11 protein-coding genes are annotated in these 12,195 nt (G+C 64.4%); 4 read left to right on the top strand and 7 right to left on the bottom strand.

The genetic code is table 11. From position 1 onward, the window contains the following. Nucleotides 1-337 precede the first annotated feature (337 nt). The 6 genes from DOM45_RS02495 to DOM45_RS02520 form a co-directional block, all read right to left on the bottom strand. Nucleotides 338-1,504 (bottom strand): alpha-hydroxy acid oxidase, encoded by a 1,167-nt coding sequence (locus DOM45_RS02495; RefSeq protein WP_110597943.1) that lies wholly within the window; start codon nucleotides 1,502-1,504, stop codon nucleotides 338-340. Nucleotides 1,505-1,566: 62 nt separating this feature from the next. Beyond that, nucleotides 1,567-2,487 carry a dihydrodipicolinate synthase family protein gene (locus DOM45_RS02500; protein ID WP_110597944.1) on the bottom strand — a complete coding sequence of 307 codons (921 nt, stop codon included), beginning with the start codon at nucleotides 2,485-2,487 and terminating at the stop codon, nucleotides 1,567-1,569. Nucleotides 2,488-2,549: 62 nt separating this feature from the next. After that, nucleotides 2,550-3,671, bottom strand: coding sequence for a mandelate racemase/muconate lactonizing enzyme family protein (locus DOM45_RS02505; RefSeq protein ID WP_110597945.1), 1,122 nt, complete (start codon nucleotides 3,669-3,671; stop codon nucleotides 2,550-2,552). 29 nt (nucleotides 3,672-3,700) lie between these two features. Further along, nucleotides 3,701-5,209, bottom strand: coding sequence for a tripartite tricarboxylate transporter permease (locus DOM45_RS02510; protein WP_110597946.1), 1,509 nt, complete (start codon nucleotides 5,207-5,209; stop codon nucleotides 3,701-3,703). A gap of 58 nt (nucleotides 5,210-5,267) precedes the next feature. Beyond that, complete coding sequence (locus tag DOM45_RS02515; protein ID WP_110597947.1) at nucleotides 5,268-5,747, bottom strand: tripartite tricarboxylate transporter TctB family protein; 480 nt, start codon at nucleotides 5,745-5,747, stop codon at nucleotides 5,268-5,270. A 32-nt stretch (nucleotides 5,748-5,779) separates the two neighbouring features. Further along, a complete protein-coding gene (locus DOM45_RS02520; RefSeq protein WP_110597948.1) occupies nucleotides 5,780-6,760 on the bottom strand; it encodes a tripartite tricarboxylate transporter substrate binding protein in 981 nt (326 codons plus the stop codon). Nucleotides 6,761-7,093: 333 nt separating this feature from the next. On the opposite strand from DOM45_RS02520, the gene DOM45_RS02525 reads away from it, so the two are divergent. Further along, on the top strand, nucleotides 7,094-7,822 hold the full coding sequence (locus DOM45_RS02525) for a GntR family transcriptional regulator (RefSeq protein ID WP_110597949.1): 729 nt from the start codon (nucleotides 7,094-7,096) through the stop codon (nucleotides 7,820-7,822). Nucleotides 7,823-7,850: 28 nt separating this feature from the next. Here DOM45_RS02525 and DOM45_RS02530 read toward each other — a convergent pair whose 3' ends face one another. Beyond that, entirely contained in the window at nucleotides 7,851-9,611 is a 1,761-nt protein-coding gene (locus DOM45_RS02530) for an IlvD/Edd family dehydratase (protein ID WP_110597950.1), read from the bottom strand. Nucleotides 9,612-9,822: 211 nt separating this feature from the next. Between DOM45_RS02530 and DOM45_RS02535 the strand changes: the two genes are divergently transcribed. From DOM45_RS02535 to DOM45_RS02545, 3 genes are all read left to right on the top strand, one after another. Continuing rightward, complete coding sequence (locus DOM45_RS02535) at nucleotides 9,823-10,263, top strand: hemerythrin domain-containing protein (protein WP_110597951.1); 441 nt, start codon at nucleotides 9,823-9,825, stop codon at nucleotides 10,261-10,263. A gap of 122 nt (nucleotides 10,264-10,385) precedes the next feature. Beyond that, the gene (locus DOM45_RS02540; RefSeq protein ID WP_110597952.1) at nucleotides 10,386-10,970 is read left to right on the top strand and encodes a lipocalin family protein; all 585 of its coding nucleotides are present in this window, start codon (nucleotides 10,386-10,388) and stop codon (nucleotides 10,968-10,970) included. Nucleotides 10,971-11,069: 99 nt separating this feature from the next. Beyond that, entirely contained in the window at nucleotides 11,070-12,101 is a 1,032-nt protein-coding gene (locus DOM45_RS02545; RefSeq protein WP_110597953.1) for an SMP-30/gluconolactonase/LRE family protein, read from the top strand. The last annotated feature ends 94 nt before the right edge of the window (nucleotides 12,102-12,195 follow it).

Here is a 12,195-nt window from a genome sequence, read left to right on the forward strand (position 1 = left end):
TGCATTTCAGAGATATCTACGACCCGGTCTTGTTCATCGCCAAGCATCGCAGGTCAGGGTGGCTGATATTCTCGGAATAACTCTGGGAACGGCGGCTATCTCATGGATTGGGCTACCGGCTTTCTCTTTCAGCATCGTGGCTGTCCCCTACTACTGCATTATTATGCGCTGCCCTGGATACTATCTGGTCGAGCCAGGAAGGCAGCCTTGGCTTAGCTCGCCAATTCGCAGAGCTTACATCACAGCATACTCATATTGCCGTGGCTCGCCCAGTGACCAGGCCGATCGTGGAGAGTCGTGAAACGCTGTCGGGGGGTGACGCTCGATGTCGGAAATATCAGGGAACCTCGCGTAGCCGGCTCATATTCATCTGGCGAATGTCCGTAATGCCAAGTAGCGCCATGTTCCGCGCGATCTCCTCCTGCATCAGATGGATCGCATGGCTGACACCCGCCTCTCCGGCGTAGGCGGCGGCATAATTGAAAGGACGGCCGAAAAAGACGAAGCGGGCTCCCAGCGCCAGTGCCTTCAGCACATCGGTACCGCGTCGGAAGCCGCTATCGATCATGACAGGAAAGTCGCCCACGGCCTCGATCACCTCGGGGAGCGCGCGCAAGGGTGCGATGGTGCCGTCCAGTTGTCTGCCGCCGTGGTTGGAAACGATGATGGCATCGACGCCCTGCGCCTTGGCACGCTGGGCATCCTCGGGATGCAGGATACCCTTGACGATCAGGTTCCCCGGCCATCGCTCTCGCACCAGGGCAAGATAGTTCCAGTCGAGGTGCGAGCGCCCCGAGAAGTCGCGATCGACGTGACGCGAAATGACCGGGATGCCCCGAGTTGCATGATTGTTCTCGAAGTGTGGAATGCCGTGGTGGCGGAGCGTCTTGTAGAACGTCTCGTAGAGCCAGCGTGGCTTGACCAAGCCATCCAGGGCCAGACGGAGGGTCGGGCGAATCGGGGACGAGAAGCCGCTGCACCGGTTGTTGTCGGGATTGGGCGGAACGGGGTAGTCCACGGTGATGACCAGATTGCGAAACCCGGCGCGCTCGACCCGAGCGATCAGCGCCTCGATGCCAGGCTCGTCTCCCGGCAGATAGGCCTGGAACCAGTCGCACCCCTCGACCGCAGCCACCTCTTCCATGGGAATCAGTGACGAACCGCTCATGATCATCGGAACGTTGGCCCCCGCCGCGGCGCGAGCCAACGCCAGGTCTCCCCGGTAGGCGGAGAGCGCACTGATCCCCATGGGCGCGATACCGAACGGCGCCGCGTAGCGTCGCCCCAGCAGCTCCGTCTCGAGGGAGACGCGCGAGACATCGATCAGCGCCCGTGGCAGGAAACAGTAATCGTCGAAGGCCGCACGGTTGGCGGCCAGGCTCTTGCCCTCCTCCGCGGCGTTGGCGACGTATCCGTGGATCGGCCGGGGAAGATGGCGCTTGCCGGCACGTTCGAGGTCCAGGAAGTTGCGAATACGGGACAGGCGGCGTTGTTGACGCGTCACGAAGGATCCTTACGCGTTGAGAAGAGAGTTCGAGATTACGGCGGCGACGCCGATAGCGATCGTCACCCGGCCAGCCCCGGCATCGCGAAATCGACCCGCTTCAGGGCCGTCAGCAGTTTGTCGCGCTGGCTCTCGTCGAGCGAGACCAGCGGCGGTCGCAGCCGCTCCCAGCCGGAATCGTCGCTGAAATGGGCGGTGGCGGCCTTGAGCGCCGGGATCATCGGCACGCTTTCGAAGATATCGCGAATCTCGTTCAGCGCCTGCTGGCGCGCATCGGCATCGTCGCCCTGCCAACTGCCGCCCAGCGCCGAGATCGCGCGAGGATTGACGTTGGCAGTGGCACTGATGCAACCAACGCCGCCAGCTCGCAGCGTGGGCAGTAGGAAGCGCTCGCTGCCCGCGTAGACTCTAAATCCTTGGGTTCCGAAGGCATCGATGACGGCCTGGGTGTTGGCCCAGTCCCCGGAGCTATCCTTGATCCCTGCCACGACCTCGGGGTAGCGCTTCAGCAGTCGCTCGATCAGACCCAACCCGATCGGCACCTGCGCCACCGGCGGGATATGGTAGAGGTAGAGACGAAGCCGCTCGTCGCCGACGCGTTCGATCACCTCGCAATAGAACCGGAACAGCCCCTCTTCCGAGACGCCCTTGTAGTAGAACGGCGGCAGCATCAGCACACCCCCCACTCCTTGGCTCACCGCATGTCGCGTCAGGGTCACGCTATCGGGTATCGAGCAGCAGCCGGTACCCGGCATCAGTCGGGTCGTGTCGATCCCCGCCGCGACCAGGTGATCGAGCAGCTCGAGTCGCTCCTGGACCGACAGCGAGTTGGCCTCGGAGTTGGTGCCGAAGATCGCCAGGCCGACATCGTTGCTCAACAGCCAGCGGCAATGCTCGACGAAGCGCGCCGCATCCGGAGAGAGATCATCGCGAAACGGGGTGATGACCGGCGAGAGTACGGTACCGCAGGGCGCATTCGGCATGAGCGCAGACCTCTGGCAGACAGGGTGATTGGCGAATGGTGGCGACGATGGGCCGGGTCGACTCAGGACCAGGGGTCGACGGCGTAACGCGACAAGGCGGCTTCGTCGAAATCGAATCCCAGCCCCGGCTTCCGCGGCAGGTGCAGGCGCCCGTCGCTGAAGGTCAACTGCGTATCGATTAGTCTACGGAAGTTAAGCACTTGATCGTCGGCAAAGAATTCGACGAAAGGCGCATTCGGTGTCGAGCCGACCAGGTGGACGTGAAGATCGTGGAACCAGTGGGGGCAGATCTCGACGCCGTAACTGGCCGCCGTGGCCGCGATACGACGGAATTCCGTGACCCCGCCACAGACCGCCGCATCGGTCTGCAGGATCATCGCCGCCTCCTTGTCCAGCAGCTCCTTGAAGCGCCAGCGTCCGGCTTCGATCTCGCCCGTCGCCACCGGAATCGGCGTGCGCTCGGCCAGGCGGCGATGGTTGTCGATGTCGTCCGGGCTGAACGGCTCCTCGATCCAGTAGGGAGAGTAGGGCTCGGCCATTCGCGCAAATGCCAGGGCCGAGGGGAGATCCTGCCAGGCGTTGTTGGCGTCCATCATCAGCAGCACGTCGGGGCCGATGGCTTCGCGAACGGCGGCCAGACGCGCCTCCTCGCCAGCCAGGTCTTCGCGCCCCACCTTCATCTTGACCGCCCGGAAGCCCATCCCGACGTAGCCGGTCATCTCCTCCGCCAGCTTGGCCGGCGTCTTGCCATCGAGGTAATAACCGCCGCTGGCGTAGGCCGCCACGCTCTCTTCGTCACTGGCGCCGAGAAACTTGTAGAGCGGCAGGTTGGCGGCGCGGGCGTTCCGGTCCCACAACGCCACATCGAGGATGCTCAGCGCCCGCATCACCGAGCCGGCGCGGCCATGCAGCAGACTCTCCTGATACATCTCCTGCCATAGCCCCTCGACACGGTGAGCGTCCTGCCCCATCAATATCGGCTTGAGCAGATCGCGTACCGCCTGGGTCACCAGATGGCCGGCATTGTTGCCGCCATAGCAGAAGCCGATGCCACTGATACCGTCGTCCCCGGTCACCTTGACCAGGGCGTAGTCCCGCTTGAGGACTTGCCGGTTGGAGAAGCTGGTCGGGTTGTCCAGCGCGACATTGACCGTTCGCGCCTGTACCTCCGTAATTCTGGTCATCGGTCACTCTCCGAGTGGTTGGCATCGCATCAATCGGGTTTCAGGCGACGCTTGAACGGCGCGCGCAGCCAGCGGAAGAAAGGTGTCGCCTGCAGGATCGACAGCAGCGCGAGGATCAGCAGGACGGTGGCGATCGGACTCTCCAGGAACACGCCGAAACTGTCGTTGCCGATCAGCATCGACTGCTGAAAGCTGGTCTCCATCACCGGCCCCAGGATCAGCCCTATCACCATCGGGGCCGGCGAGACGCCCGCCTTGCTCATCCAGTAGCCGAACAGGCCGAAGCCCAGCATCAACCCGACATCGAACAGACTGTTGTTGATGGCGAAGGCACCGATGATGCAGAGCGTCAGAATGGCGCAGGCGATGAAACCATCGGGAATCCGGGTCACCGACACGCTCATCTTGGTGAACGCCAGCCCCACCACCAGCAGCGCGATATTGGCGAGGATCACCGCCCAGATCAGGGTGTAGGTGACATCGCCGTAATCGGTGAGCAGGTTGGGGCCTGGCAGAATGCCCTGCACCATCAGCGCCCCCAGCAGGATTGCGGTGGAGGAACTTCCCGGGATGCCGAGGGCGATGGTGGGAATCAGCGCGCCACCGACGACCGCGTTGTTGGCAGCCTCCGGCGCGGCCACCCCGGCGATCTCGCCCTTGCCGAAACGGCTCTTGTCCTTGGCGAAGCGCTTGGCCTCGTTGTAGGCGAACCAGCTCGCGGTATCGCCGCCGGTCCCCGGAATCAGGCCCACGACGATGCCGATGCCGCTGGAGCGCAGGATGTTGGGCATCAGTTGCTTGATGGTGCACCAGCGCGGCATCAACCGGTCGGTGATACGGCTCGCGACCTTGCCGCCCCGATGGGAATTCTCGATCAGCGTCAACGCCTGGGGCACCGAGAACAGGCCGATCAATGCCACCGTGAAGTCGATTCCGGCAAACAGATTGATCTGGCCAAACGTCATGCGTGGCGTTCCGGTCGTCAGGTCCATCCCGACCGTACTGAGCAGCAGCCCCAGCCCGCCGGAAAGCAGACCGCTGATCACCGATCCCTGAGCCAGCGAGCCGATGATGGTAATGCCCAGCACGGCGATGGCGAACAGCTCCACCGGGCCGAACTCGAGCACCAGGGTGCCGAGCAGCGGGGCTGCGGTCAGCAGCGCAATGCCGCTCATCAGCCCGCCGAAGAAGGAGGCGAACAGCGAGATCCCCAGCGCCTGTCCGGCCTTGCCCTGCTGCGACAGCGGGAAGCCGTCGAGCACGGTCGCCGCCGCCGATGGCGTGCCCGGCGTACGTAGCAGGATCGCGGCGATGGAACCACCGTAGGAGGCCCCGACGTAGAGCGAGGCCAGCATGCTCAGCCCGGTCGCCGGATCGAAGCTGAACGTCAGCGGCAGCAGCAGGGCCAGCGCCATCGTTGCCGATAGCCCAGGCATCGCCCCGACGAATAGCCCCAGCAGGGTGCCACCCAAAATGCAGGCAATGTTGTTGACGCTGAGCACGTTGGTCAGCCCGATCATCACCAGTGAGGAATCCATGCGCGTCTACTCTCCTGTGCCCGAACCGAGCGTCGTGGCCACCCGCATCGGCCAGGGTTTAGAGGAAGCTCGGCAGCAGCGGAATCGGCAGCCCCAGGAACTGCACGAACACCAGACAGACCATCGCGATCAACAGCGCCCCGGCGATCACCGCGAAGGTCCACTTCACGGTGCGCAGAATCGACAGCGACAGGGCCAAGAACAGCGCCGTGGCCAGCACGTAGCCCAGCGTCGTCATCATGGCGACATATCCCACCGCCAGCAGGAAGATGACAGCGACCGCCATCCAGCGCCGAGGCGGCGACGGCGCGTCGTCCGGCGCCATGGCGGATGCCTCGGTGGCGGGCTCGCGAAGGGCCGGTCCCCGGCGTCGCAGGCGCAGCTCACTGGCCACCATCGCCAGCGACATGAGCGCCACGGCCACGGCGTAGATCATCGGCATCTCGGCGGCGGCGCGGGGGTATTGGCTGGCGTCGAGGAAGAAGACGCCAGCCACGACGAGGCCGAATACTCCCAGCAGCAGACGACTGACGTTCATGGCGCCCTCCTCCTCGGCAACTCGCCGGTCGCTCAACGGCCGACCTGATCCTTGACCGAATCCCAGATTTCCCGATAGTCGCTCTCCATCTTGTCGATCATGGCGCGGTAGTCGTCACCGGTGACGACATCGAGATTCATGGCGCGCTTTTCCGCCTGGGCCTGGAAGTCGGGGTCCTTGGCCAGGGTCTGGAACGCTTCGATCAGTTGCTGCCGGGCCTCTTCCGGGATATCGGCCGGCGCGCTGTAACCGCGCGAGGAGCCCGCCACCACATCGACGCCCTTCTCCTTCATGGTGGGAACGTCGGGCAGACTGGTCAGACGCTTCTCGGCGAACACCGCCAGCGCCCTCAGATTGCCGGATTCGACCTGGCCGTAGACGTTGCCCACGTTGTTGAAGCTGGCATCGATCTTGCCGCCCATGGCCGCCGTTGCGGAGGGGCCGTCGCCCTGGAACGGCACCTTCTTGAACGACAGCCCCTTGGCCTGCTCGAGCAGGATGGTGGTGAAGAAATCATCGCCGCCGACGCCGGAGTTGCCGATGGTCACGGTACCCGGGCTCTGCTCGGCGGCCGCGAACAGATCCTCGATGGTCTGATAGGGGCTGTCCGCACTGACGACGACGATGCCCGGATCGGTCACCACGTTGGCGATCGGGGTCATCTCATCGGTCTTGTAGGTGATGGCATCGTTCATGATGTAGTTGGTCATCAGCATCGGCGTGTTGGTGATGCTGATGGTGCTGCCGTCGTTGGGCGACTGCTTGGCCAGCCGCGTCCACGCGACGGCCCCGGTGGCACCAGGCATGTATTCGTTGACGAAATCGACACCGAGGATCTCGCTCAGCCGCGGCTGTACCAGCTGAGCCAGGGCGTCACTGCCGCCCCCTGGCTTGAATCCCTGCAATACGGTGATCTCGTCGCCTCCCACGTAATCGGCGGCTTGCGCCAGGGGAGAGAGGCTGATGGCCACGGCGGCGATCGTCAGCCAATGGCGAAGGGGTTTGGCGTGCATGGTCGATTCCTCTCTGGCGGAGTCAGTTTGTCGTTGTCGTACCTACGCTTTGTGTTGCCGGCTTGTCGTGCCAGAAAGAACGTATTAATTTATCGATCAAATTGTCAATAATATTGACGCCAATAACGACTAAAGCAGTAACGTCCTGCAAAATGACATCAAAGGGCGAAAAAGCAGGGTCATCCTCGAAGTCGGCATGGCAGAATCGATTCCGCAGCCGGCCGTGGAGCGATACCGCTGCCTAGGCAACGGGTAGCGCTTGCCCCACCCCCAGGCCGCTGCGGACAATGGCCGACCGAGTGACGCGAACTTCATCGTGACGGGAACACATTCATGCCAAAGCGAGACACCGCCAAACCGACCTCCGCCGCTACCGGCCATCGTCTCGCCGACGAACACGCGGAACCCCAGGTCGAGGGGGTGCGCGTCGCCGATATCGTCTCGGCCATCGAAGAGGATATCGTGCTGAATCGCGCGCACCCGAAGGAGAGACTGGTCGAGGAAGACCTGATGCAGCGCTTCGCCGGCAAGCGCCACGTGGTGCGCCAGGCGCTGTTTCAGCTCGAGAACGCCGGCCTGGTGGAGCGGATCAAGAATCGCGGGGCCTTCGTCAAGTCCTACACGCCCGAAGAGGTGGAGGGAATCTACGTCATGCGCGAGCTCCTGGAGGAGGCCGCCGCGGACCGTATCCCGATGCCGGCGCCGCCTTCGCTGATCGAGGCCCTGACCGACATACAGGCCCGGCACAGCGCCGCGGTGGAGAGCGGCGACCTGCGCGCGGTGTTCCACCACAACATCGCCTTCCACCGCACCCTGTTCGCGGCCTGCGGCAACGACTACCTCGCCGACACGATCAACGAGTTCGCCCAGAAGGCCCACGCCATCCGCTTCATCGGCACCACCGACCGTGAAGCCATCCTGCTGGCCCGGGACGAGCATCTGGCCATGATCGACGCGCTCGAGCGCCAGGATCGCGCCGAGCTACACCGGCTCTGCTACCGGCATCTCCAGCCCTCCAAGGAGCGTTACCTGCATCTCTATCGGATTCGGGAAGGCGGCTGACAAGAGTGACCGGCCTCGAGGCCCGCCATCACTTCGGCACCCGGCGCTGGATGGTCGGCGGCCGCAGGAAGGTGAAATCACAGCCCTGGTCCGCTTGGGTGATCTGCTCGAGAAACAGCTTGCGATAGCCCCGCTCGGCGGTCAGCGCGACCGGCCGCCAGCCTTCCCGGCGCCGAGCCAGTTCCGCCTCGTCGACCAGCAGCTCGAGGCGCCGTTCACTGACGCTCAGGCGAATCCGGTCGCCGTTCTCGACCAGCGCCAGCGGCCCGCCGAGGGCGGCTTCCGGCGTCACGTGCAACACGATCGAGCCCGCCGCCGTGCCGCTCATGCGACCGTCGGAGATTCGCAGCATGTCGCGCACGCCCTGCCGGGCCAGCTTGCGCGGAATCGGCAGATACCCGGCTTCGGGCATTCCCGGCGCGCCCACCGGGCCGATACGCTTGAGCACGAGAACATCCTCCGCCGTCACGTCCAGCGCCGGATCGTCGATTCGCGCCGCCATGTCCTCGGCATCCTCGAACACCACCGCACGCCCCTCATGCTCCATCAGTCGGGCATCGGCGGCCGACTGCTTGATGATCGCGCCACCGGGCGCCAGGTTGCCACGCACGAACGCGATCCCGCCGGCAGGGTAGAGCGGCGCGTCGAAGCGATGCACCACCTGCTGCTCGAACGCCGGCGCGGCGTCGATCTCCTCCCCCAGCGTGCGACCGGTCACGGTCATGGCATCCAGATGCAGCAGCGGCTTCAACTCGCGCAGCACGGTGGGCAGTCCGCCGGCACGATGCAGATCTTCCATGTAGTGCTGGCCCGACGGCTTGAGATCGACCAGCACCGGCGTCTCGCGGCTCATGCGGTCGAAGGCGGCCAGGTCGATATCGATGCCCATGCGCCCGGCGATCGCGGTCAGGTGGATGATGCCGTTGGTCGAACCACCGATCGCCAGCAGCACGCGCAGCGCATTCTCGAACGCCTTCTCGGTCAGTATCTTGTCCGGCGTCACGCCCGCCCGTGCATTGATCACGGCCTGGCGACCGGTCGCCTCGGCGACACGCATGCGATCCGCGGTCACCGCCGGCGGCGAGGCGCTGCCGGGCAGGGCGACCCCCAGCGCCTCGCTGATGCACGCCATGGTGCTGGCCGTCCCCATGACCGAGCAGGTGCCGACGCTGCCGACCAGCTTGGCATTGACCTCTTCGATCTCCTGGTCGTCGATCTCCTGGCCGCGATACATGCCCCAGTAGCGACGACAGTCGGTGCAGGCCCCCACCCGGACGCCGCGATGGCCGCTGGTCAGCATGGCGCCGGTGACCAGCTCGAGCATCGGCAGGTTGGCGGAAGCCGCTCCCATCAACTGGGCGGGGACGGTCTTGTCGCACCCGCCGATGAGGACCACCGAGTCCATTGGCTGGGCACGAATCATCTCTTCCGTGTCCATCGACATCAGGTTGCGCAGGTACATGCTGGTCGGCGTGGAAAAGCTCTCGGCGATCGAGATGGTCGGAAATTCGATCGGCAACCCGCCCTCCAGCATTACCCCGCGCTTGACCGCCTCGATCAGTTGCGGGGCATTGCCATGACAGGGGTTGTAGCCGCTGCCGGTATTGACGATGCCGACGATGGTGCGATTGAGTGCATCGTCGCTGTACCCGGCGCCCTTGATGAACGCCTTGCGCAGGAATAGCGAGAAACCGGCATCGCCGTAGTTCACCAGGCCCTGGTTGAGCCCTGTCTGGCGCTCCTCGTCCGGTTTGTCGTGCCGCTCGTCGCTGGGGGAGTGGGTCGTCATGGCATCCTCATCGTCAATATTATTAATAATATTATTGACGCAAGTAACCACAGTTGGCGCGGCAAGGACATCCGACTTAAGCCGTAGCCTCACCCGTGAAGAGGTGCGAAGCGGATTTAGCAGCAATAGTCCTTATCGCCTAACCTTGTGGCGAGCGGCGGCCACGAACCGCTGCCGATACCCGCAAGGACCGCGACAAAGGATGAAGACGATGACGCTTTTCGAAGACCTGCGTGAGAGCCACGACAAGCAGCGCCGCCTGCTGGACCTGCTGGTCAAGACCCACGGCGACAGTGAAGGCCGCGACGAGCTGTTCAAACGGCTGCGCGCCGAACTCGAGAACCACGCCGCCGCCGAAGAGCGGGCGCTCTATATTCCGATGATGGAATACGACATGACCCAGGAGAAGGCACGGCACAGCGTCGCCGAACATCACGAGATCGACGAGCTGCTGGAAACCCTGGAAGCCACCGAATACGACTCGCCGGGCTGGCTGGCCAGTGCCAAGAAACTCCAGCACCTGGTAACGCACCATCTCGACGAAGAGGAACAGGAAGTGTTCCAGTTGGCGGGCCGGGCGCTGGACGACTCGAAGAAGGCCGATCTCGCCAAGACCTACCGCCACGAGATGGAGAGCCGGGAAGCCAGCTGAATGGCGACCATCCGACGACCGCTCCGGCCGGAGCGGTCGCCGGGATCCGGCGGCGCCAGCGGCGGGTGCAACTTTTTCCTGTCGGAAAACTCTCAGCAACAGCCATAAAAGGAAGGATCCTCATGTTGCTGCCCTCGAGACTCCCGCGATATCCGCGACTGACCTGGCTCGCCCCTTTCACTCTGCTCGCGGGTTGCACGGGCGTCCCCGAAGGCACGCAACCGGTCGGTGACTTCCAGATCGACCAGTATCTGGGCCAGTGGTACGAAATCGCCCGGCTCGACCACGGCTTCGAGGAGGGCCTGGAGTGCGTCACCGCGGAGTACACTCGCCGCGCCGACGGCGACATCCGCGTCGTCAATCGTGGCTACGACCCTGCCAAGGGCAGTTGGGAAAGCGCCGAGGGGCACGCCAGCTTCGCCGGGGACCCCAGCGTCGGCCATCTGAAGGTCAGCTTCTTCGGTCCTTTCTACGCAGGCTACAGCGTGCTGGCACTGGACGAGAGTTATCAACATGCTCTCGTCGCCGGCCCGGACCGGGACTACCTGTGGATACTTTCACGGGATCCGACGCTGGACGAGCCCACCTATACGGCGCTGATCTCGCAGGCCCGCCAGCTCGAGTTTCCGGTCGACGAACTGATCCAGGTCACCCAGGATCCGGATGCCTGCCCGCGAGCCGGCGGTTCGGGAAAACCACGGGCTTGAGGCTGCCGCTCGTGCTTTGGTCGACATCCCGGCGCCTCCGGCGGTCATTGCCGAAAGACGTTCTATAGTGGGTACAGCCATTTTTACCTGGAGCCCGCCATGACCCTCGATCGTCGACAGCTTCTGCGCAACTCTGCCCTGATCGGCGTCTCCGCCGCGTTCTCGCCCGGCCTGCTGGCCCAGACCACCGAGGCCCCGCCCACTCGCTATCCCGACGAGGCATGGCAGGTGCTGGACGACCGCTTCAAGCCTTATTACCTGTTCAATACCCCGCTCGAGCGCCACTGGTCCGGCGGGCTATGGCTCGAAGGCCCCGCCTGGAACGCGGTCGGCCGCTACGCTGTGTTCAGCGATATCCCCCGCGCCCGGCAGATGCGTTGGGACGAGATGACCGGCCAGGTCAGCGTGTTGCGCGAAGGCGTGGGTCACTCCAACGGCAATGCGTTCGATCACCACGGCCGCCTGGTCGCCTGCGAGCACTCACCGGCGAGGGTGGTGCGCTACGAATGGGATGGCTCCACCACCGTGCTGGCGAGCCGTTACCAGGGCAAGCGGCTGAACGCCCCCAACGACCTGGTGATCCTGCCCAACGACGGGGTGATCTTCACCGATCCCGGCTACGGCGCCCACGTCGACTACGAGGGCGAGAAGCGCGCGCTGGAGATCAAGCCGGCGATCTACTATGTCGACGACACGCTGGACACCCCCAAGCTGCTGAGCGACGAGCTCGGCAAGCCCAACGGTATCGCCCTGTCCGGCGACGGCCGGACGCTCTATGCCAGCGACACCGCCCCCTCCCACTTTCCCGACCGCCCGGCAACGGTGTCGCGCTGGACGCTCTCTCAGGATGGCCAGTCGCTCAGCAACCGCGAGACCCTGGTGTCGAGCAAGGACGCCGAGACCTACGATGGCATCACCCTGGATCAGGACGACAATCTGTGGGCGGCGACCTCCGGCGGCGAGGGCCATGACGGCGTCTCGATCTTCTCTCCCGACGGGGACCGGATCGGCCGGATCCTGCTGCCGGAGGTGTGTGCCAATCTCTGCTTCGTCGGTGAACACCGCAACCGGCTGCTGATGGCGGCGAGCCGTTCGATCTATACCCTCTACACCGGAACTCGCGGCGTATGACCGTCAGCGCCGTCGCTGGATCCGGTGCCGCCGGCTTTCAAGATGAGGCCGCGTTTTTTCAGCGTGTCGACGAGGCCGCTTGCCGGGACCCACG

Origin of the sequence: Salinicola lusitanus (assembly GCF_003206045.1) — a bacterium.
GTDB classification, from domain to species: Bacteria; Pseudomonadota; Gammaproteobacteria; order Pseudomonadales; family Halomonadaceae; genus Salinicola; species Salinicola lusitanus.